At 66.7% G+C, this 21,627-nt stretch carries 18 protein-coding genes; 12 read left to right on the top strand and 6 right to left on the bottom strand.

Annotation, left to right across the window (positions count from 1 at the left end; genetic code table 11):
* Window positions 1-12 precede the first annotated feature (12 nt).
* The 5 genes from KHO18_RS02530 to KHO18_RS02550 all read left to right on the top strand — a co-directional run bounded on the left by KHO18_RS02530 (window position 13) and on the right by KHO18_RS02550 (window position 7,276).
* Window positions 13-2,436, top strand: a complete 2,424-nt coding sequence (locus tag KHO18_RS02530; protein ID WP_211942729.1) for a type VI secretion system Vgr family protein — start codon at window positions 13-15, stop codon at window positions 2,434-2,436.
* Window positions 2,437-2,512: 76 nt separating this feature from the next.
* Entirely contained in the window at window positions 2,513-2,779 is a 267-nt protein-coding gene (locus KHO18_RS02535) for a PAAR domain-containing protein (RefSeq protein ID WP_144197623.1), read from the top strand.
* Window positions 2,780-2,787: 8 nt separating this feature from the next.
* Window positions 2,788-6,165 (top strand): DUF6531 domain-containing protein, encoded by a 3,378-nt coding sequence (locus tag KHO18_RS02540; protein ID WP_211942730.1) that lies wholly within the window; start codon window positions 2,788-2,790, stop codon window positions 6,163-6,165.
* A complete protein-coding gene (locus tag KHO18_RS02545; RefSeq protein ID WP_144197625.1) occupies window positions 6,162-6,791 on the top strand; it encodes a DotU family type IV/VI secretion system protein in 630 nt (209 codons plus the stop codon). The genes KHO18_RS02540 and KHO18_RS02545 overlap by 4 nt, the downstream gene beginning before the upstream one ends.
* 74 nt (window positions 6,792-6,865) lie before the next feature.
* Window positions 6,866-7,276 carry an FKBP-type peptidyl-prolyl cis-trans isomerase gene (locus KHO18_RS02550; protein WP_144197626.1) on the top strand — a complete coding sequence of 137 codons (411 nt, stop codon included), beginning with the start codon at window positions 6,866-6,868 and terminating at the stop codon, window positions 7,274-7,276.
* A gap of 13 nt (window positions 7,277-7,289) precedes the next feature.
* Here KHO18_RS02550 and KHO18_RS02555 read toward each other — a convergent pair whose 3' ends face one another.
* A complete protein-coding gene (locus KHO18_RS02555; RefSeq protein ID WP_211942731.1) occupies window positions 7,290-8,852 on the bottom strand; it encodes a sigma-54 interaction domain-containing protein in 1,563 nt (520 codons plus the stop codon).
* A gap of 257 nt (window positions 8,853-9,109) precedes the next feature.
* Between KHO18_RS02555 and KHO18_RS02560 the strand changes: the two genes are divergently transcribed.
* The 3 genes from KHO18_RS02560 (at window position 9,110) to KHO18_RS02570 (ending at window position 11,776) form a co-directional block, all read left to right on the top strand.
* Window positions 9,110-10,501 carry a GntP family permease gene (locus tag KHO18_RS02560; protein WP_144197628.1) on the top strand — a complete coding sequence of 464 codons (1,392 nt, stop codon included), beginning with the start codon at window positions 9,110-9,112 and terminating at the stop codon, window positions 10,499-10,501.
* A gap of 24 nt (window positions 10,502-10,525) precedes the next feature.
* Window positions 10,526-11,302, top strand: a complete 777-nt coding sequence (locus KHO18_RS02565) for a 3-hydroxybutyrate dehydrogenase (RefSeq protein WP_186296832.1) — start codon at window positions 10,526-10,528, stop codon at window positions 11,300-11,302.
* A gap of 162 nt (window positions 11,303-11,464) precedes the next feature.
* Window positions 11,465-11,776, top strand: coding sequence for a hypothetical protein (locus KHO18_RS02570; protein WP_144197630.1), 312 nt, complete (start codon window positions 11,465-11,467; stop codon window positions 11,774-11,776).
* Window positions 11,777-11,842: 66 nt separating this feature from the next.
* Here KHO18_RS02570 and KHO18_RS02575 read toward each other — a convergent pair whose 3' ends face one another.
* Window positions 11,843-12,892: a squalene/phytoene synthase family protein gene (locus KHO18_RS02575; RefSeq protein ID WP_144197631.1), complete on the bottom strand. Its 1,050-nt coding sequence runs from the start codon at window positions 12,890-12,892 to the stop codon at window positions 11,843-11,845.
* A gap of 322 nt (window positions 12,893-13,214) precedes the next feature.
* Between KHO18_RS02575 and KHO18_RS02580 the strand changes: the two genes are divergently transcribed.
* The 4 genes from KHO18_RS02580 to KHO18_RS02595 all read left to right on the top strand — a co-directional run bounded on the left by KHO18_RS02580 (window position 13,215) and on the right by KHO18_RS02595 (window position 17,303).
* The gene (locus KHO18_RS02580) at window positions 13,215-13,448 is read left to right on the top strand and encodes a CDP-diacylglycerol pyrophosphatase (RefSeq protein WP_092293765.1); all 234 of its coding nucleotides are present in this window, start codon (window positions 13,215-13,217) and stop codon (window positions 13,446-13,448) included.
* Window positions 13,449-13,596: 148 nt separating this feature from the next.
* Window positions 13,597-14,865 (top strand): MFS transporter, encoded by a 1,269-nt coding sequence (locus tag KHO18_RS02585; RefSeq protein WP_377731812.1) that lies wholly within the window; start codon window positions 13,597-13,599, stop codon window positions 14,863-14,865.
* Window positions 14,866-14,928: 63 nt separating this feature from the next.
* Complete coding sequence (locus KHO18_RS02590) at window positions 14,929-15,525, top strand: histidine phosphatase family protein (protein ID WP_211942732.1); 597 nt, start codon at window positions 14,929-14,931, stop codon at window positions 15,523-15,525.
* 236 nt (window positions 15,526-15,761) lie between these two features.
* Window positions 15,762-17,303 carry a methyl-accepting chemotaxis protein gene (locus KHO18_RS02595; protein ID WP_144197632.1) on the top strand — a complete coding sequence of 514 codons (1,542 nt, stop codon included), beginning with the start codon at window positions 15,762-15,764 and terminating at the stop codon, window positions 17,301-17,303.
* Window positions 17,304-17,341: 38 nt separating this feature from the next.
* On the opposite strand, the gene cyoD is transcribed toward KHO18_RS02595, so the two are convergent.
* From cyoD to cyoA, 4 genes are all read right to left on the bottom strand, one after another.
* Window positions 17,342-17,773: a cytochrome o ubiquinol oxidase subunit IV gene (cyoD, locus tag KHO18_RS02600; protein ID WP_211942733.1), complete on the bottom strand. Its 432-nt coding sequence runs from the start codon at window positions 17,771-17,773 to the stop codon at window positions 17,342-17,344.
* Window positions 17,770-18,429 carry a cytochrome o ubiquinol oxidase subunit III gene (gene cyoC, locus KHO18_RS02605; protein WP_144197634.1) on the bottom strand — a complete coding sequence of 220 codons (660 nt, stop codon included), beginning with the start codon at window positions 18,427-18,429 and terminating at the stop codon, window positions 17,770-17,772. The genes cyoD and cyoC overlap by 4 nt, the downstream gene beginning before the upstream one ends.
* Window positions 18,422-20,425, bottom strand: a complete 2,004-nt coding sequence (gene cyoB, locus KHO18_RS02610; protein WP_144197635.1) for a cytochrome o ubiquinol oxidase subunit I — start codon at window positions 20,423-20,425, stop codon at window positions 18,422-18,424. Before cyoB ends, cyoC begins: the two co-directional genes overlap by 8 nt.
* A gap of 67 nt (window positions 20,426-20,492) precedes the next feature.
* Window positions 20,493-21,566 carry a ubiquinol oxidase subunit II gene (gene cyoA, locus KHO18_RS02615; protein WP_144197636.1) on the bottom strand — a complete coding sequence of 358 codons (1,074 nt, stop codon included), beginning with the start codon at window positions 21,564-21,566 and terminating at the stop codon, window positions 20,493-20,495.
* Window positions 21,567-21,627 lie beyond the last annotated feature (61 nt).

Here is a 21,627-nt window from a genome sequence, read left to right on the forward strand (position 1 = left end):
CATAGGGAAGAGATGGCTACTGAATTCTTGAACGGCGTTGCTTCGCAGAATCGTACCGTGGCGATCCGCAGCGCGGCTATGCCCACGGTGGCCGGCTTGCCGGCCCTGGAGTTCCTGCAGGTTCATGGAACGGAGCGGCTTGGCCGACTGTTTGAGTACGAGGTCCAGCTACGCACGCCGGACGACTACCAACTGCCGCTGGCGGCGAGCGCGAACCTCGACCTGAAAGCGTTGGTTGGCAAGGAGATGACGCTCTCGATCCAGATTGATGGGAGCGGCAAGGGGCCAGGCACCCAGGTAGGGCGAGGCACGCGGGAGATCAGTGGGCTCGTTGTCTCGGCCGGTTACCTGCACCAGGAGGGACGCTATAACGTCTATCGCGTGGTGTTGCGGCCGTGGTTGTGGCTGGCCACGCTGACCAACGACTTCAAGATCTACCAGGACAAAACCGTACTCGAGATCATCGACGACGTCCTGGCCGACTATCCCTACCCGGTGGAGAAGCGGCTCGACGTGGGAAAGTATGCGCTGACGAGCGAATCCGAGCGCAATGATCCGCGCAAGTTCCAGGTCCAGTATGGCGAGACGGACTTCAACTTCATCCAGCGCCTGATGGAGGAATGGGGCATCTACTGGTTCTTCGAGCATTCGGACGGCAAGCACCGGCTTGTGTTGTGCGATCACATCGGGGCACACCGCCGCGTGCGCAGCGAGGCTTACCACCAGATCGAATATCACCCCAACGACGACAAGATCGATATCGAACACATCGCGGCGTTCTCTGTGCACGAGGCACTGCGTACCGGCCGCGTGGAAGTGGACGACTACGACTTCACGCGCTCGCGGGCAAGGCTGCTGCAAGCTAATCAGCAGCCGCGTCGCACCACATGGGCCGACCGGGACGTGTTCGAGTGGCCAAGTGACTTTACCGACGCACGACATGGCGACATGATCAGTCGTGTCCGCATGGAAGAAGCGCGCGCGGAAGGGGCGCGCGCGTTCGGCCATGGCAATGTACGCGGCGTGGCTTGCGGCGAGACCTTCGTGCTCTCTCGCCACGCGCACCGCAGCGCGAACCGCGAGTACCTCGTGGTGGAATCGAGGCTGACGCTGACAGAGATTGCCGACGAATCGGGCGCCGGCTATCAGTACCAATGTCGGAACGAGCTCGAGGTGCAGCCGACCAACGAGGTCTTCCGCATGCCCCGCACGACGGCCAAGCCCAATACGCACGGTCCGCAATCGGCGATTGTGGTCGGTCCGCCGGGCTCCACGGTCTGGACGGACGAATTCGGCCGCATCAAGGTGCGCTTCCTGTGGGACCGCTACGCCCGTAACGATGAGTCGGACTCCTGCTGGGTGCGTGTGGTGCAGGCCTGGGCTGGCGCCAAGTTCGGCAGCATCTATATCCCGCGCGTTGGCCATGAGGTAATCATCAACTTCATGAACGGCGACCCGGATCGGCCACTGGTCACCGGCAGCCTCTATAACAATGCGACGCAGCCGCCCTGGGACCTGCCTGCCAGCGCTACCAAGAGCGGCTTCAAAAGCCAGACGCCGGGTGGCGGGCCGGACAACTACAACGGCGTCCGGTTCGAGGACAAGGCCGGCATGGAGGAGTTCTACCAGCAGGCCGAGCGCGATATGGTCAGCCTGACCAAGCGGAACGAGACGAAAACCGTCGGCATGGACCTGGCGATGGGCGTGGGTATGAACTTCAACCTCGGCGTTGGCGCACTCTATGCCACTAACGTGGCCGGCGGATCGGTCCACACGGTCGGCGCCGCGTATTCCATGAGCATCGGCGGCATATCTGCGGTGAACGTCGGCGGCGCTTCGACCTACTCGGTGGGCGGCGCATACCTGGTGAGCATCGGCAAAGCGATGGCCGTCAGTTCCGGCGAGGCCCTGTCGCTGACCTGCGGGGAAGCTTCGCTGACAATGGCTAGCGACGGAACGATCAAGCTCGTGGGCAACAAGGTCGTGATCCAGGGTACGCAACTGGACCTGAACCCGGGCGACGGCAAGAACAAGGGCGGCGGAGGCGGTGGCGGAGGAGGCTTCTTTGCGATCGGGCTGGCCGCGCCGTCGGTACCGATCGTCGTGCCCATGCTGGGTCTTGGCGCTCGCGCCGATGGCGGAGGGATGCCGGGCCCGCCGGGGCCAACAGGGGCGACGGGGGCGACGGGGCCAACAGGGCCAACAGGGCCAACAGGGCCAACAGGGCCAACAGGGCCAACAGGGCCAACAGGGCCAACAGGGCCAACAGGGCCAACAGGGCCAACAGGGCCAACAGGGCCGAGCGGGCCAACCGGGTCGACAGGACCCACCGGTCCAACCGGTCCGACTGGACCAACGCCCCCAACGCCGACGCCTACCCCACCCGCGCCGACGCCGCCGATCCCGACGCCGACGCCAACGACGCCAGAGCCGTAACGGCGGAAGGCGAGAACCTGCTCGCCCCGGTGACATCTGTCACCGGGGCATCACTCGATTCTGAAAGGAAGCACATATGGGAACGCCAGCTGCGCGATTGGGTGACGCGATCGGCCACGGAGGGTCGATCACGTCAGGATCCGGCAATGTCTTCATCAACGGGGTGCCAGCCGCCGTTGCGTGCGCGAGCAGCTGCACGTGCTCGCTGCACGGAGGCGGCTCGCTGGCGAAGGGCTCGTCCACCGTATTCATCAACAACATGCCGGCCTCCATGGTCGGCGGCGTGTCCGGCTGTGGCGCACCGGTCGCAAGTGGCTCCCCGAACGTCTTCGTCGGTGGTTGAGGGCGGACATGTCGGCCATCAGTGAACTGGGCAGCCTGCTCGATGTGCTGCGGACGAAGGAGATCGATGCCGTGGCAACCCGCCCCTTCGTCGGGCGATTCCACGGCCACGACGCGGAGCTCGCGGCGCGGTACGGCGTTCGTCGCGCGCTGTCCGGGCTGCTATGGGGCGACATCGATGTCTTGTCTGGCGACAAGATCTGCCTGCCCGCGCACGAGACCGATTTCACGCTGCCGGCGCGACTGCCGCTGTGCTGGTCGCGCTTCTACTCCGGCGCACTGGCGGTGGAAGGGGCGCTGGGCGTTGGCTGGCGCGTGCGTTGGGAGGTGACGCTGCACCGCCAGGGCGACCGGCTGGTCTACACCGACGAGCACGGGCGCATGATCGATGTGCCTGATCCGCAGCCAGGCGCGCGCGTCACGGTGCTGTCCGAACGCCTGCACCTGGCGTGCCTGTCCGATGGCACGATGGTCGTGGCCGATTTCTCGCCGTGCTATCGCGTTTTCGAAAAGTTCGACGCGCAGGGCATCGCACGGCTCAAGTACATCGAGGACTATGCCGGCGAGCGCATCGGTTGCATCCGGGACGCCTCGGGACGGCTGGACCGGCTTGGCAGCACGTGCGGTTACGTATTGCAGATGCATTATTCCGGCGACGGCAGACGCTTGTCCGCCATAGAGAGCGTTGGCAGCGGGCCTGCGGGCATGCTGGCGCACTATCGCTACGATGACGACGGACGGCTCGCCCGGGTCGAGGACCGCACCGGTGCCACGACCCGGCGCTACGGCTACCGGGGCGGGCGTATGGTCGAACAGGTCGGCGCACTCGGCGGCGTGACCCGCTACGTGTGGGAAGCCGATGGAGACCGTGCGCGCGTGGTCGAGCGCAGCACCGATGCCGGGGCACGCGAACAGTTCACGTACGACACCGCGTCGCGCACCTGCGACGTCACCGATGTGTTTGGGCATACAGCGCACTGGCGCTACGACGCGCGTGGTTGCGTGGTCGGCTTTCGCGATTTCGATCGGCGCCAGTATGCGTTCCAGTACAGCCGCTCGCACTGGCCGGTGGCGCTGGAACTGCCGGGTGAGCGCCGCATCGTGCTCACGCTGGATAACCTGTCGCGCGTGGTCAAGGAGACGGATTCTTCCGGCCGATGGCGCCAGACCCACTACACCTTCAGCACACTCGCGCCGCTGATGGTGAAAGAGTCCGCGGGCCAGAGCTGGGCGTGGGTTCGTGATGACAGTCTCCAGCCGACGCAGCACCTCACGCCGGAAGGCGAAGTGACCACGGCGTATGACGCGCACGGCTGGATCGTCCGCCGCACCGGCCCCGATGGCGCAACGATTACACTCGAGCGGGACGCCGCCGGCCGGGTGATCCGGCAGACCGATGCGGCGGGGCGGACCTTCGACCTGACCTATGACGCGGACAGCCATGTCGCTGCGCTGCGTGATGCGGCGGGCGGCATCACACGCTTGGAATGCAACGGCAACGGCTGGCCGCTCCAGCTGACGCGCGCGGATGGCAGTTGTGAGCGTCATGGCTGGAACGCGCTCGGCCAGCGGACGCAGTATGTCGGTGCCGACGGCCAGGGCCGGACGTGGGAGCGCGATGGGCGCGGGCGTGTCCTGCGCGAGATCAACGAAGAGGGGCACGCCATCGCGCATGCCTATGACGCGCACGGCCGGCGCGTGCGTACCACGAGCGGCAATGGCGCGGTGCAGACGTTCGAATGGGATGCCGTGGGCCGCCCGAGCCGGTCGACCGACGAGAACGGCGTGACGCACGCGTACACCTACACGGACCGTGGTGCGCTCGCCGCGCTGACAGCGAGTGCTGGTGGCCAGATGCGGCGCGAGGCGTTCGCGTATGACCCGCTCGGCCGTCTCGTGGGGCGGGATACCATGCACAGTCGCTATCGGTTCGACTATGCCGCCGATGGCCGGCTCCAGACCGTGACACGCACGCCCACGGCCGAGGGCGAGGCCATCGGCATCGTAGAAACCTCCATCCGCTACACGCATGACGAGACGGGCCAGCCCTTGTCCGAGGAAGGCCCGCACGGCAAGCTGCGCTATGGCTACGATGACGCCGGTCGCCTGATTGGGGTGCTCCTGCCGCAGCAGCAGACCATACAGGTGACGCGCGATGACACGGGGGCGGTCACGTTGATCGGGATCGATGGCCAGCATGTCGCGGAATTTGCCTTCGATGCGATGCAGCGCGAAGTGGTTCGCATGCAGGGCGACCTGCTGACCTATACGGGCTACGACGCCGTCGGGGCGCCGCTGTGGTGGCGCGCGGTGTTGCACAGTGAGACCGCCGAGCGCGAGATCGTAGCCGAGGATCTGCGGCTTTGGCGCGCGGTCAGTTACGGCGCCGGTGGCAGGGTGGTGCAGACCATCGATCATCGCCATGGCACCACGCACCTCGACTATGACCGCAGCGGCAATCTGCTGCGGCGCGTGACGGACGATCTGGGCATCGAGCGCTTTAGCTGGGATGGTGCCGGCACGCAGCTGGACCCGTCGCGGAGCCTGGTGGGCCCGCAGCGGCGCGACGATCACCGGCTCACCGAGTTTGCAGGCTGGCGATATGAGTACGATGCTTGGGGGCGGGTTGTGGCGAAGTCCGGCAACCGCGACGCGATCGCGCTGGAATGGGATGCCGAAGACCACCTGATCGCCGTGCGCGTGCGCGACAGGCTCGTGCGTTACCAATACGACCCGCTGGGCCGCTGCATCGAGCGCACCGTGACGGTCCGGCAGGCGCCGGGCCGCGCCTTGCCGGCCACGCCGCCTCGCGTCACGCGCTTCGTCTGGCACGACGACACCTTGATTCAGATGATCGAGCCAGACCGCGTGCGGACCTATCTCCATGTGCCGACGAAGCACGGCTTTGGCGGTGACGTGCCATTGACCTGTATCGACCAGGTGCTCGATGCCGGTGGGCAGCCCGGGAGCATGCGGCTCCTGCACTACCAAACGGATGTCGCCGGCACTGCCGTGGCGTTGACCGACGAGACGGGGGCGGAGGTCTGGTCTGGCCGCTATACGGCCTTGGGCCGCCTGCTGGCCCAGGATGGCCCGGCCGCCACCGCCGGGCAGCCGCTGCGGCTCGCGGGTCAGTTCGCCGACGACGAAATCGGGTTGCACTGGCACGGCCGGCGCGTCTACGACCCCGATATCGGCCGGTACCTGAGCCCGGACCGGCGGGGCGGCGATGGCGTCAACCCCTATGCGTATCGGGCGCCCACGGCGAAGCCGGTGCCGTCGTTGCATGCGCAAGGGCCGGCCATGCCTGACGACTACTGGACCGTGGCGGATAGCGCACGGCGGCACGCCATGGCCTCCTCCCGCGCGGAGAAGGAAGGGGGATGACCCACTACTGGGAAGGCAATCTCCTGCTCCATCTCGCCCAGCCCCTGTTCCGCATCCTCGACGAACTGTCGCCGGCGCTGAAGTCGATGGCGCGGTTGGAGTGGCTCAAGCGCGAGGCCCGCAAACGGCTTGTCTACCTGCAGCGGGCGGGCGCGGCGGTGAACCTGCCGCCCGAGGCCGTGGAGGCGGTGCGCTATTGCTTCTGCACCGCGCTGGACCAGGCAGGCAGCCGTGTGCAGGGCGCGTCGGGGAGTTGCCGGGGTGTCTGGCTGCAGGACAGCCTGCTGCGCGAGTATTACGGCAGCGCGGATACCGGGCAGCAATGCCGCACGTGGATCCTGCAACTGCGTGAAGCGCCGGAGATCGGCACGCACGCACTGGCCGTGATCGCGGCGCTGGTCGCTCGCGGGCTGCGGGACGAGCATGGCGCGCCGCTGCCGGATACGGCGCCGCGCGTCCGGCCTCCGGTCCCGGCGGTGGTGGAGGAGGAGCCTGTGCCAGCCCTGGTCGCCGAACCGGAGCCGCATAGCGCGATGCCGTGGCGCTGGATTGCCGTGGTCCTCGTTGCACTGGTGCTGTCGCTCTCGCTCGCGCACGTCATCGTCGGGCTGTTCGTGGTTGGATGATGCCTCGGGTACACTGCCGGCTGGCATCGCGCTGCCGGCGCCAATTTCCAAACACACTGACACGACAGATTCCCATGAAGACTCTCTCCCTGATTCTTGCCGCCGTCGCGCTCGCTGGCGCAGGCGCTGCCCAGGCCGCCGCTCCGGCATCCGAGACGCTGCCGTCCGGCGTGGTGATCCAGCACGTGACCAAGGGCACGGGCGCTTCGCCCAAGGCCTCCGATACCGTCAAGGTCCACTACCGGGGCACGCTGACCGATGGCACGGAGTTTGACAGCTCGTACAAGCGCGGCCAGCCGATCTCGTTCCCGCTGAATCGCGTGATTCCGTGCTGGACGGAAGGCGTGCAGAAGATGCAGGTGGGCGGCAAGGCCAAGCTGACCTGCCCGTCGGCCAGCGCCTACGGTGCGCGCGGCGTGCCGGGTACGATTCCGCCGAACGCCACGCTGAACTTCGAAGTGGAACTGCTCGGTATCGGCGGCTGATCAGGCCGCCTGATCAGGCGGCCGAAGCAGGCTTCAGCGCCGCGAGCTTCTTGTAGAACGCGGCGCGGCTGATGCCGATGCGGGCGGCGGCGTCGGCCACGCGGCCGCCGCAGGCGTCCAGCGCCTGTTGCAGGAAGGCGGCCTCGAAGCCGGCCATCGCCGCCGCGTAGGTTTGCGGTGGAGGCTCGGGCAGTGCCGGCGCCGTCGGCGCGTCGATTGACACATCTATCGACACATCTGTCGGCGCATCTGTCGGCGCATCTGTCTGGACATCTGTCGACACCGCGGCCACCGCGGCGGGCGCTTCCAGGCTTGCCGGCACCAGGGTCGCCGGCAGACGGCGGTCCAGCAGCGGCGCCAGCGTGGCCGCGTCGATCGAATCCTCGTCGCACAGCATGACCACGCGTTCCAGCACGTTGTGCAGCTCGCGCACGTTGCCGGGCCAGTCATATTCCCCAAGCAGTTGCAAGGCGTCCTGGCGCAGGCCAGGCGGGTTGCGATCGGCCTTGATACACAGTTCCTCGATGATCGCGTTGGCCAACAGCAACAGGTCGGCCCGGCGCTCGCGCAGCGGCGGCAGTTCGATCGTCAGGACGTTGAGCCGGTAATAGAGGTCCGCGCGGAACTTGCCCGCCGCCACCAGTGCGGGCAGGTCGGCCGACGTGGCCGCGATGATGCGCACATCGGCGCGCACGATGCGGTTGGAGCCGAGCGGCTCGAACTCCTTGTCCTGCAATGCCCGCAGCAGCTTGCTCTGGAGCATCAGCGGCATGTCCCCCACCTCGTCGAGCAGCAGCGTGCCGCCGTTCGCCAGTTCGAACTTGCCGATGCGGCCCTTGCGGTCCACGCCCGTGTAGGCGCCCGGCGCCGCGCCGAAGAACTCGACTTCCAGCAACGTCTCGGGAATGGCGGCCACGTTTACGGTGACAAGGGGCTGCTCGGCACGCGTCGAGCCGGCGTGGATGCCATGCGCGAGCAGTTCCTTGCCAGTGCCCGTCTCCCCGAGCAGCAGCACCGGGGACTCCACGCGCGCCGCGCGCCGGGCCTGGCGCTTGACCTCCTGCGCCGCCGGGCTGGTGCCGATGAAGCTGGCGAAGGTGTACTTGGCGCGGCGGGCCTGGTCGAGCGAGCGGCGCGCGGCGGCCAGTTCGGCCTGCACGCGCGAGTAATGGGCGAACAACGGCGTCAAGGACTTCAGTTCGTCGAACAGCGCGAAGCCCACCGCGCCGATCGTGCGCCCGTCGTCGTCCTTGATCGGCAGGCGGGTGACGATCATCGTGTCACTGTCTGTCTCGAGGATGTCCAGCAGGATGGGCTTGCCTGTGGTCACCACCTCGCGCATCAGGCTGTTGGGAATCACCTGCTCGCAGTCGCGGCCGATGGCCTCCTGCGGGTTGGAGAACCCGAAGCGCGCCGCGTAGCGCTTGTTGATCCAGACCACGCGCGCGTGGTCGTCCACCACGAATGTGCCTTCGCTGAAATTCTCGAACGTGCGGAACAGCGAGGCCATGGCGCGACGCGCCACGTAGTCGTAGTCCAGCAGCAGGGCACCGCCCGGCTCCGCTATTTTCTGCATGCTGCCGATCTCGTTGTCTCGATGGGGAGACGGCGAGTGTCTCACAAGCGAGATTTGCATGCCTCGATCGCACGCGGGAATCTACAAATCGAGACAAATACGCCCGTAAGTGAAGTATTGGACGCATATGGCGTATGGCACACATCCTGCACACTCCTGCCGCCCCCGATGCCTGACAAGCCAGGGGCAATCCGCGCGCGACGGCTCTTCCATGGCCGCTCAGCAGCGTCGGTTCAAGAACAAATTCTGGAGACCTCATGTCTTTTGTCGTGGTGATCGCCGCCCTGGCGTTCCTGATGTTTGCCGCCTATCGCGGCTACAGCGTCATCCTGTTTGCACCCCTGGCGGCGCTTGGCGCCGTGCTGTTGACCGAGCCGTCCGCCGTGGCGCCGGTGTTCTCGGGCATCTTCATGGAGAAGATGGTCGGGTTCGTGAAGCTCTATTTCCCGGTGTTCCTGCTCGGCGCGGTGTTCGGCAAGGTGATCGAACTGTCCGGCTTTTCCGAGTCCATCGTCGCCGCGGCCATCCGCTATATCGGCCGCTCGCGGGCCAACGCGGTCATCGTGGCGGTCTGCGCCTTGCTGACCTATGGCGGCGTGTCGCTGTTCGTGGTGGTCTTCGCCGTCTACCCGTTCGCGGCCGAACTCTATCGCCAGAGCAATATCCCGAAGCGCCTGATGCCGGGGGCGATCGCGCTGGGCGCGTTCTCGTTCACGATGGATTCGCTGCCGGGCACGCCGCAGATCCAGAACATCATCCCGACCACGTTCTTCAAGACCACCTCGTGGGCGGCGCCGGTGCTGGGCGTGATTGGCTCGCTGTTCATCATCGTGGTGGGCCTGAGCTACCTGGAATGGCGCCGCCGCGCGGCTGCCGCGCGTGGGGAGGGCTACGGCACCAACCTGCGTAACGAGCCGCAACGCGTGGAGGGCGGCAAGCTGCCGCCGCCGTGGCTGGCCATCCTGCCGCTGATCCTGGTGGGCGTGTCGAATTTCTGGCTGACGCGGATGATCCCGCTCTGGTATGGCCCGGCCAATAGCGTCTCACTGCCGGGGCTGGCGAAGCCGATCGAGACCAAGATCGCCAGCGTGACGGCGATCTGGGCGGTGGAGGCCGCGCTGCTGCTGGGCATCGTGGTGGTGCTCGTCACCGCGTTCGGCGCTGTGCGGGAACGTTTTGCCGAAGGCACCAAGGGCGCCGTCGGCGGCGCGCTGCTCGCCTCGATGAACACGGCGTCCGAGTACGGCTTCGGCGGCGTCATCGCCGCGTTGCCGGGCTTCCTCGTGGTCAGCGACGCGCTGCGCAGCATTCCCAATCCGCTGGTCAACGCGGCGGTGTCCGTCAGCACGCTGGCCGGCATCACCGGTTCCGCCTCGGGCGGCATGAGCATTGCGCTGGCGGCGATGTCCGACACGTTCATCCAGGGCGCGCAGGCCGCCCAGATTCCGCTGGAAGTGCTGCACCGGGTGGTGTCGATGGCCAGCGGCGGCATGGACACGCTGCCGCACAACGGCGCGGTGATCACGCTGCTGGCGGTCACGGGGCTCACGCACCGCGAGTCGTACCGCGACATCTTCGCCATCACCGTGATCAAGACGCTGGCGGTGTTCTTCGTCATCGCCGCGTTCTACCTGACCGGCCTGGTCTGACCCCCGGAAGCCATCATGAGCAATCTGAATCATCTGCAAGGCAAGACCGCCCTGGTGACCGGCTCCACGAGCGGCATCGGCCTGGGCATCGCCCAGGCGCTGGCCCAGGCTGGCGCCAATATCGTACTGAACGGCTTTGGCGATGTGGACGCGGCGCTGGCCAGCCTCACGGCGACTGGCGTGCAGGCCATCCACCATCCGGCGGACATGCGCAAGCCCGACGAGATCGCGGCGATGGTCGCCGCGGCGCAGGCGCGCTTTGGCGGCGTTGACGTGCTGGTGAACAACGCCGGCATCCAGCACGTGGCGCCCGTGGAGGCGTTCCCGGTGGAGAAGTGGGATGACATCCTCGCCATCAACCTGACCTCGAGCTTCCATACGATCCGCCACGCGCTGCCCGGCATGCGCGCACGGAACTGGGGCCGCATCGTCAATATCGCGTCCGTGCACGGGCTGGTGGGCTCGGCGGGCAAGTCGGCCTACGTGGCGGCCAAGCACGGGCTGGTGGGCCTGACCAAGGTCACGGCGCTCGAGACGGCCGGTACCGGTGTCACGTGCAATGCGATCTGCCCGGGATTCGTGCTGACGCCGCTGGTGGCGCAGCAGATCGCGGACATCGCGGCGCGGGACGGCATCTCGACCGAGGCGGCGCAGGCCCGGCTGCTGGCGGACAAGCAGCCGTCCGGGCAGTTCGTCACGCCGCGCCAGCTGGGCGGGATCGTGACGATGCTGTGCTCGCCCCTTGGCGACGAGGTGCGCGGGGCGGCCTGGGCGGCGGATGGCGGCTGGACGGCGCAATAGGGTGGTGAAGCGCGGGGCGTGCGCGCCCTTGGTGCACCGCGCCAGTGCTTTACAACAATTCACGTGCAAATGCCATGGCGCATTGGCGCCCATCGGACTAGGCTTACGCTTGGCACGTGCGTCCTGGACGCGCGATCTTTTACATTCCGTCAGGAGGCATCGATGAAGTCCATCACCATGGTATTGGCCATTGCAACGTTGGTTCCGGGCGTCGTGCTCGCGGCAGGCCCGGCGAACCCCGCCGACCGCTACGACTACAACATGCGGACCACGAACAAGGACGGCTACGTGCCCGATCCGGCCCGTGTGACCAACAAGGACGGCTACGTGCCGGACACCGCCCGCGCAGGCGACAAGTTCGACCCGTACACCCAGGGCGCCAAGCAAAGCACGGCATCGGCGCTGACCGACAGCAAGAGCACGGCGAAGAAGGCCAAGGCGCCCAAGAAGGCGCCTGCCGAGGCCGCAAAGTAACCGCTTGCATGCCAGATGAAACGGCCCGCCTTGTGCGGGCCGTTTGTTTTTGGGGCCCGGTTGTCCTCAGGCCAGCCGGGCCTCGATGCGCGCTACCAGCCCTTCCATCCAGCCCCGCAGCGCGGTATCGACCATGACGCACGCTAGGCTGCCCGCCAGCACCCGGTAGACCTTGCCGCGCGGGACTTTGGAGACACGCGCCGGATCGAGCCAGGCGTCGTTGTCCACCAGCAACAGCAGCGTTTCCAGTCCGATCAGGATCGGCCAGATGCAGGCCAGCCGCAGCCGCACGGCCGTGCGGGGGATGGCCAGCGTGTAGGCGATGGCCTCGCGGAAATGGTCGAGCGCCACGCGCACGCCCTCCGCCAGCATCGGCCGGGCGCGGCGGCTGTTGGCCGGGTCCAGCAGATCCTGCGGCGACAGCCCATGCCGGTCCAGCAGCTCGGTCGGCAGGTAGCACCGGCCGATGCGCAGGTCCTTGCCGCAGTCGCGCAGCACGTTGACCATCTGCAAGGCCTTGCCGAAGCGCACGCCCCGGCGCAGCATCAGGTCGGCCGGCGCCGGCAGCGTGCCCGGCTGATGCCGGACCGTCATCGTGGTCCAGAATTCGCCCACGCAGCCGGCCACCAGATAGGTATAGCGGTCGAGATCGGCCATGGCGGGCAATGCCGCCACCTGCCCGGAGCCTTCGTCCGGGAAGGTGCGCAGGTCGAGTTCCATGCCCTCGGTCAGGGTGGTCACGATGCCGCGCACGGCGGTGCGGTCGGCGTCGGGCAGCTGGTCGAGCACGTCGAGGGCCGGGCCGATCGACTCCAGCAGCACCTTTTCGTCCGACAGGGTTTGCTGGCTGGCGACCTCGGCGGCCAGTCGGCGGACCAGCTCGCCCCCGTCATCGGCACCGTTCACGCGGGCGCGCAGCGCCAGCAGCAGCGCCAGCCGCTGCGGCGGGGGAATCAGCGCCGTATCGGCGATGGTGTCCGCCGCGCGGGCCAGCAGGTAGGCGAGCCCCACGGGGTCGCGCATGCCGGCGGGCAGGATGCGCAGCGTCAGGTAGAACGAGCGGGACACCCCCTTCAGCAGCGGGCCGAGCAGGAAAACCCGGTCAGGAATTGGCATAAAACGATATAAGGCGGTGAAGGCGGGGAAAGCGCGTTGGGCGGGTTGGGCGCGTTAGGCGGGCCGGAGAGGTGGCGCAGGCGCATTGTAGCCGCCCGCGCGGGGCCGCCAGACCGCCCGGATCGCGTCGCCAGGGCGGCAGCGTGGCGCGCGCGCCACGTCACCACGGCGCCACACCGCCCGCAAAGCCAGTGCCGGCGCGGCAGTCTCCCTCAATGGGACGCACACCATACATGTGCGCGTGGCTGTCATCACGTGGTCATGGCAATGTCACGCCGATCCGCGCATAATTTTCGGCATCTGGGCTCTAGGAACTGCGTTGATGCAAGTCACGATTCGAACCACGACGATTCCCGGATCGCCCGACAGGGCGGCGGTGCACCGGGCGGCCGTCTACCCCAATACCGAGGAAGATGCCTCGCCGCTGATGGTCAGCGCCTGGACACAACGCGAGCCGGAAGCCTTTCTGGCCGCGCAACGCTGGGCCATCAGCCAGGCGTACCACATCTCCAATCCGCGCACGGGAACGTTCTACGGCGGCCGCTCGGCCCGCTGACGTTCAGGGCGCCAAGGCCTTAGGCTGCTCTCCAGGTTTCGCCAGGCGGAATGGCGTGCCGTAATTCGCACGATTTGTTGCAATCCTGCGAATACCGGGCGAACCGCGCGCGTAAAATGGCCGGCTGCTCCCCCGACAGCCACGAGTCATCGCGTTGCAACGCCCTCATATTTCGACTTTCCCCGAGGAAAGCCCCAGCACGACGCCCGACGCCACGGCCCGGCGCGGCATCACGTTTCTCACGTTCGCATTTATCCTGAGCCAGTTCTATCGGAGCTGCCTCGCGGTGATCGCGCCTGAACTCCAGCACGACTTTCAACTCTCGCCGGCGGGCTACGGGGCCTTGTCGTCGGGTTTCTTCCTGGCCTTCGCGGTGGCGCAGATTCCGGTGGGGCTGGCATTCGACCGTTTCGGGGTGGGCCGTCCCACGGCGTGGCTGCTCGGCGTTGGCGCGGTATCCGGCATCGCCTTCGCGGCGGCGCCCAGCGCCACGGTGGCCATGCTCGCCCAGATGGGTCTCGGCCTGGCCTGCGCGCCGGTCTTCATGGGTTTGCTCCATTACGCGTCCGAGCAGCTCTCGGAAAGGCAGTACATGCGCGTGGTCAGCCGCTCCAATGCACTGGGCATGGTCGGCGCGCTGTGCGCCACGGCCCCGCTGGGCTGGGCCTCGCAGCATGTGGGCTGGCGGCCGGCGATGGCGGCATCGGCAATCTTCATGGCAGCCGTCTGCTATGGCGTCTGGCGCGTGGTGCGCGACGAGGGCCACGCCGAGGCGCGCAACGTGCCGATGGGCGCGATGCTGACCGACAGCGCGCGGCTGCTCGGCATGGGCTCGCTCTGGCTGCTGATTCCGATGTGCGTGGCGATGGCCGCCGGCACGGCGTTCCGGAACGCCTGGAGCGGCCCGTATCTGGCCGATGTCTATCATCTGAACGCCGGCACGCGCGGCGTGGCGCTGACGCTGTTGAGCCTGGCGGGCTTCCTGACCGCCTTCCTGCTGCCGGTGCTGGTGCGCGGCACGTCCCTGAAGGCGACCATCTTCGGTTGGGGCGTCCTGTCGATGGTGGGCGGGCTGCTGCTGTGGGGCTGGCCGGACAGCGGGATAGTGTCCGGCGTGGGCCTGATGGCGCTGCTGTCGACCATCGGCATGTTGCATCCGCTGGTCATGGCGCAGGGCCGCGCGCTGATCCCGGCGCCGTCGCGCGGGCGCGGACTGGGCGTGCTCAATACCTTCGTCTTCCTCGGTTCCGCGCTGACCTCGTGGGGCTTCGGGCTGATTGCCAACGCTGGCCACACGCGCCAATGGCCGGAAGCCGATTCCTACGGGGCGATTTTTCTCACGGCGGGCGTACTGGTGGGGCTGGCGCTGGTGCCGTACGCCTTCAGCCGGACCTCGGCCGCCGCCCAGCCGCGCTAGCTCCCGGGCAGCGTGGCCGCCGGTGTCCTATCGTGGATGGGGCGCATTGCCAGGGAGGCCGCCATGTTCCGTATTCTGCTTGTCAGCACGCTGTCGTTGGTGGCGTCCGGATGGGGTAGCGCGGCCGCGATGGCGCAATCCGAGCCGATGCCGATGTCGCTGGAGGCGTTGCGACGTCCCAACGTGGTGGTGGTGCTGCGCCACGCCAGCGCGCCGGGCGTGGGCGATCCGAAAGGTCTCCGTCTTGGCGATTGCAGCACGCAACGCAACCTTGACGAACGGGGCCGCCGCCAGGCGGCAAAGCTTGGCGAAGGCTTCCGCGCCGCTGGCGTTCGTCCGACCCATATATATAGCAGTGCGTGGTGCCGCTGCCAGGACACCGCGCGGCTGATGAACCTGGGCCCGGTCCAGGTGCAGCCGCTGCTCAACTCGTTCTTCGAGGCCGATCCCGCCGCACGAACCGCCCAGACCGAGAAGCTCTCCCGCCTGATCGACGGCCTGGACCCGCGCGGCGGGCCCTACCTGATGGTCACGCATCAGGTTGTGATCTCGGCGCTGACCGGCCATGGCGCCGACAGCGGCGGCGGCGTGGCGATCGAACTGCCTTCGGCCGGCAACCCGCGCCGGACGCGCATCCTGCCCGCAACGGGCCTGGAATGATGGAAGACAGCACCGCGCTGGGTTCCGCCATGCGGGAGGCCACCGGCCCACGGGCGGGCAGCGTCCGCAATGCGCGTTTTCCCTGAGAAATTTCTCAAGTTTCTGCTGCCCGATGCCGTTAGGTCATCCAATGTCCGGTCTTGCGACCATTCGCGCGACGGGGCACCGGAGAGAGAGCGGCCGGGCGCCATGCGGGCGCGCACGGTCACCCACCAGTGTGCAATCAGGTAGAAGAAATGAAGAATCTTGGTATTGGTGTTCGCCTTGGCATTGGCTTTGGCGTGGTCTTGATGCTATCCACGCTCATGACCGTGGTGGGCGTGCTGCGCCTCCAGGAAGTGGCCGGCCGTACGCACGAAATGATGCAGCAGCCGCTGGCCAAGGAACGGCTGGTTAGTGACTGGTACCGGCTGATGTACGCGAGCGTGCGCCGCACGACCGCCGTGGCGCGCAGCGCCGACCCCTCGCTCGGCACCTTTTTCGCGGCCGAGACCAAGTATTCGACCGATGCGATCGCCAAGCTGCGCGAAAAGCTCGATCCGATGCTGACCTCCGAGGCGGAGAAGGCCGCGTTCCAGCGCATTCTCGTCGTGCGCAACCCGTACAACGACTCGCGCGACAAGATCACCAAGCTCAAGAAGGACGCGCTGACCGAAGAGGCGAACAAGGTGCTCGAGACCGAGTTCGTGCCGGCTGGCGATGCCTACCTGGCCGAGATCCAGAAGCTGCTGGACATCCAGCGCGCCTCCATCGACACCACGGCGGCGGAAATCAACAGCATCTACCGCAGCGCGCGTAACGGCCTGATCACGCTGGGTGTGGTGGCGCTGGGTATCGGCGTGGCGTTTGCGTGGTGGCTGACCATTGGCATCACGCGGCCGCTGCACCGCGCGGTGGGCTTTGCGCGCACCGTGGCGGCGGGCGACCTGACCAGCCAGATCGAGGTGGACAGCCGGGACGAGACCGGCCAGCTGCTCGAGGCGCTGCGCGAGATGAACGACAACATCCTCGGCATCGTCACCGAAGTGCGCTACGGCACCGAGGCGATTGCCACGGGCACCAGCCAGATCGCCGCCGGCAACACGGACCTCTCGCAGCGGACCGAGGAACAGGCGTCGTCGCTCCAGGAAACGGCTTCCAGCATGGAGGAGCTGACCAGCATCGTCCGCCAGAACGCCGACAGCGCCAAGCAGGCCAGCGCGCTGGCCGTGAATGCGTCGGAAGTGGCCACGCAGGGCGGCGACGTGGTGGGGCAGGTGGTCCATACGATGGACGAGATCAACGTGTCCTCGCGCAAGGTGGTGGACATCATCTCGGTCATCGAGGGCATCGCCTTCCAGACCAACATCCTGGCGCTGAACGCGGCGGTGGAAGCGGCCCGTGCCGGCGAGCAGGGCCGCGGCTTCGCCGTGGTGGCGGGCGAGGTGCGCAGCCTGGCGCAGCGCTCGGCCACGGCGGCCAAGGAGATCAAGTCGCTGATCGGCGATTCGGCGGATCGTGTGGAGCGCGGCTCGCAGCTGGTGGCGCGTGCCGGCGAGACCATGGAGCAGATCGTCAGCGCCGTGAAGCGCGTGACGGACATCATGGGGGAAATCAGCGCGGCCTCGGCCGAGCAGAGCGCCGGCATCGAGCAGGTGAACCTGGCGGTCACGCAGATGGACACCGTGACGCAGCAGAACGCGGCGCTCGTGGAGCAGGCCGCGGCGGCGGCGGGCTCGCTCGAGGAGCAGGCCCAGCGCCTGAAGGAAGCGGTGTCTACCTTCCGCCTGGCCGCCTGAGTGGCTGCCTGAGCGGCCGCCGGGGTATCAAAAGCGTATCAAGGGGCCTTGGGCGGCGTGATGCCGCCCGGGCCCGGCAGCGTCTCCGAATGCTGCATCGACGGCATCATGTTGCTGTTCAGGTGGAACATCACCCAGAGCGATCCGGCAAGCGTGATGACCACGAGCACCAGCGTGAAGATCAGGGACAGCATGTTCCAGCCGCCTTCCGAACGTGCGTTCATGTGCAGGAAGAAAATCATGTGGACGACGATCTGCACCGCGCCAAGCAGCAGGATCACTGCAGCCGTGGTCGAGGTCTTGTCGAACACGTCGCCCATCACCAGCCAGAACGGAATCGCGGTCAGGAAGACCGACAGCACGAAGCCGGTGAGGTAGCCGCCCAGCGTGGCGTGCGGCCCGATGTCGTCTTCGTGGTCATGGCCATGCGCGTCTGCGTGGCCGCCGAGGGTGTTGTCGTGCACGCTCATTGCAACGTTCCCATCAGGTAGACGAAGGTAAAGACGCCGATCCACACGACGTCCAGAAAGTGCCAGAACATCGACAGGCACATCAGGCGGCGCTTGTTGGCCGTGATCAGCCCGTGCCGGCTCACCTGGAACATCAGCACCACCAGCCAGATGATGCCGAACGTCACGTGCAGCCCGTGCGTGCCCACCAGCGCGAAGAACGATGTCAGGAAGGCGCTGCGCTGCGGCCCGGCGCCTTCATGGATCAGGTGCGCGAACTCGTAGAGCTCCACGAACAGGAAGGCCAGGCCGAACACGCCGGTGATGGCCAGCCAGATCAGCGTGCCGGCCTTGCGCCGCACCTGCATCTGGAGCATGGCGAAGCCGTAGGTGATGGACGACAGCAGCAGGAACGTGGTGTTCAGCGCCACCAGCGGCAGCTCGAACAGCTCCGCCCCGGTGGGGCCGCCCGCGTACTCCCGCCCCAGCACGCCATAGCAGGCGAACAGGCAGGCGAAGATCAGGCAGTCGCTCATCAGGTAGAGCCAGAACCCGAGCAGCGTGCCGTTCTCCGCGTGGACTTCCTCCTTGACGTAGAACTGGTAGTTGTGGTCGAGCGGCGCGGCCGGATGGGTGCCCGGGCCGCCGTGCGAGAGGGGCATCGTCGATTCAACCATGGGAGGCGAGCAGTTGGGTGCGCGAGGCTTCGGTCCGGACCACGTCATCGGCCGGAATGTAGTAATCGCGCTTGTAGTTGAAGGTATGGACGATGGCGGCGATGATCGTCGCCGCGAAGGACACCACCACGAGCCACCAGATGTGCCAGATCAGGGCGAAGCCGCACAGGGTGCTCAGGCCCGCCAGCACGATCCCGGCGGCGGTGTTCTTCGGCATGTGGATGGGGATGAAGCCCTGCTCGGGGCGCTGGTAGCCCAGCTGCTTCATCTGCCACCAGGCGTCGGCATCGTGCACCATCGGCGTGAACGCGAAGTTGTACTGCGGCGGCGGTGACGAGGTGGACCATTCGAGCGTGCGGCCGTTCCACGGGTCGCCGGTGGTGTCGCGCAGCTGCTCGCGGCGCATGAAGCTGACCACCAGCTGGATGATGAAGCAGCCGATGCCAAGGGCGATCAGCAGCGCGCCCAGCGCGGCGATCTGGAACCACGGCTGCAGCGAGGGATCGTCGAAATGGTTCATGCGGCGCGTCACGCCGAGGAAGCCCAGCCAGTACAGCGGCATGAACGCCACGTAGAACCCGACCAGCCAGAACCAGAACGAGCACTTGCCCCAGAACGGGTCGAGCTTGTAGCCGAACGCCTTCGGGAACCAGTAGGTGATGCCGGCCATCAGCCCGAACAGCACGCCGCCGATGATCACGTTGTGGAAGTGGGCGATCAGGAACAGGCTGTTGTGGAGCAGGAAATCGGCGGGCGGCACCGCCAGCAGCACGCCGGTCATGCCGCCGATCACGAAGGTGACCATGAAGCCGATGGTCCACAGCATCGGCACCTCGAACTTGATGCGCCCGTGGTACATCGTGAACAGCCAGTTGAAGATCTTGGCGCCGGTCGGGATCGAGATGATCATCGTCGTGATCCCGAAGAACGAGTTGACGCTGGCGCCTGATCCCATCGTGAAGAAGTGGTGCAGCCACACCAGGTAGGAGAGCACCGTGATCACCACGGTGGCGTACACCATCGACGCGTAGCCGAACAGCCGCTTGCGCGAGAAGGTGGCCACCACCTCGGAAAACACGCCGAACACGGGCAGGACCAGGATGTAGACCTCGGGGTGGCCCCAGATCCAGATCAGGTTCACGTACATCATGGCGCTGCCGCCCTGGTCCGCCGTGAAGAAGTTGGTGCCGACGTAGCGGTCCAGCGCCAGCATGGTGATGGCGGCGGTGAGCACCGGGAACGCGGCGATGATCAGCACGTTGGTGCACAGGGAGGTCCAGGTGAAGATCGGCATGCGCATCAGCGTCATGCCCGGCGCGCGCATCTTGACGATGGTGACGAGCAGGTTGATCCCCGATAACAATGTGCCGACCCCGGCCACCTCCAGGGACCATATGTAGTAGTCCACGCCCACGTCCGGACTGTGCAGGATGCCGGAAAGCGGTGGATAGGCCAGCCAGCCGGTGCGCGCGAATTCGCCCACGAACAGCGACATCATCACCAGCACGGCGCCGCCCACGGTCATCCAGAAGCTGAAGTTGTTCAGGAACGGGAACGCCACGTCGCGTGCGCCAATCTGCAGCGGGACGACGAAGTTCATCAGCCCGGTGACCAGCGGCATCGCCACGAAGAAGATCATGATCACGCCGTGGGCGGTGAAGATCTGGTCGTAGTGATGGGGGGGCAGGTAGCCGAGGTTGTCGCCGAACGCGATGGCCTGCTGTATTCGCATCATGATCGCGTCGGCAAAGCCGCGCAGCAGCATCACGATGCCCAGGATCACGTACATGATGCCGATCTTCTTGTGGTCGATGCTGGTGAACCACTCGCGCCACAGGTAGCCCCAGACCCGGTAGTAGGTCAGCGCGCCGACGAGGGCAAGGCCCCCGAGCGCCACGACGGCGAACGTCGCCAGCAGGATCGGTTCATGGAGCGGAATGGCCTCCCAGGAGAGGCGGCCAAAGATCGGCGAAGCGAGATCGGAACGCTCGGGCATGTTGTGTCACCTGGGCCAGCAGGCCGCTGAGTATTGGCGAAAGATTACGAGTCCGGCGGCGGTTCGTCTACCGCAGCAAGCGCCTGCCGTCGTTCAGCGTGGGCTCCGAGGCGAACATGGGCGCCTCGCCCGCCGCGCCACCCGCCGCGCTGCCAGCCGTATTGCCGGCCGTGCAGACGTAGGTGGACGGGTCGAACTTGCCGCGGCTGCGGTCCAGCGCCATCGTGTCCGCCATGCAGGTTCCCCCTAGCACGCAGCGGTTCAGAATCTGCTTGTACAGGTCGGGCTCCACGCTGGCATAGCGCTGTACCGGCACGCGCTCGCTCGGCTCGGCCAGCTTCACGTAGGCATCCTTGGAGAGCGCGGTGCCGCCCGATTTCACCTGCTGCACCCATTTGTCGAAATCGCCGTCTGACAGCCCGTGGAACTTGAAGCGCATATGGGAGAAGCCCTCGCCGCTGTAGTTGGCGGAGAGACCATCATAGACGCCGGCCTTGTTGATGACGGCGTGCAGCTTGGTCTCCATGCCGGGCATCGCATAGACCATGCCCGCCAGCGACGGCACGAAGAAGGTGTTCATCACCGAGGTGGCCGTGATCTTGAACGCGATGGGCCGGTCCACCGGCGCGGCCATCTCGTTGACCGTGGCGATGCCCTGCTCGGGGTAGAGGAACAGCCATTTCCAGTCCATCGCCACCACTTCCACGACCAGCGGCTTGGTGTCGGGCGTGACGGCGCGCTTGTCGTCGATGAAGGTGAGGGGGCGGTAGGGGTCGAGCTGGTGGGTGCTCACCCAGGTGACGGCGCCCAGCGCGATGATGATCAGCAGCGGCGCGGCCCAGATCGCCAGCTCCAGTACCGTGGAGTGGTCCCAGTCAGGGTTGTAGTGGGGATTGTTGGCGTTCTCCCGGTACCGCCAGGCGAACAGCAAGATCAGGATGATCACCGGAACGATGATCAGCAGCATCAGCAGGGTGGCGATGATGATGAGGTCGCGCTGGCGCACGGCCAACTCGCCAGATGGCGATAAAAGCACTGCGTTGCAACCGGCGAGCGCGGCCAGCAGGCCGAACGCACCAACACGCAAAAGCAGTCTTCCCGTCACTTTGAGCGGCCGAGCCGCAGAATCGAAGGGTCGCATGGTTGCGGAAGTGGCGTTTGAGGAACGTCGAGCGCCGCTCGACGCAATCATCTTTTCGATT

This window comes from Cupriavidus campinensis (assembly GCF_905397395.1).
GTDB classification, from domain to species: Bacteria; Pseudomonadota; Gammaproteobacteria; order Burkholderiales; family Burkholderiaceae; genus Cupriavidus; species Cupriavidus campinensis.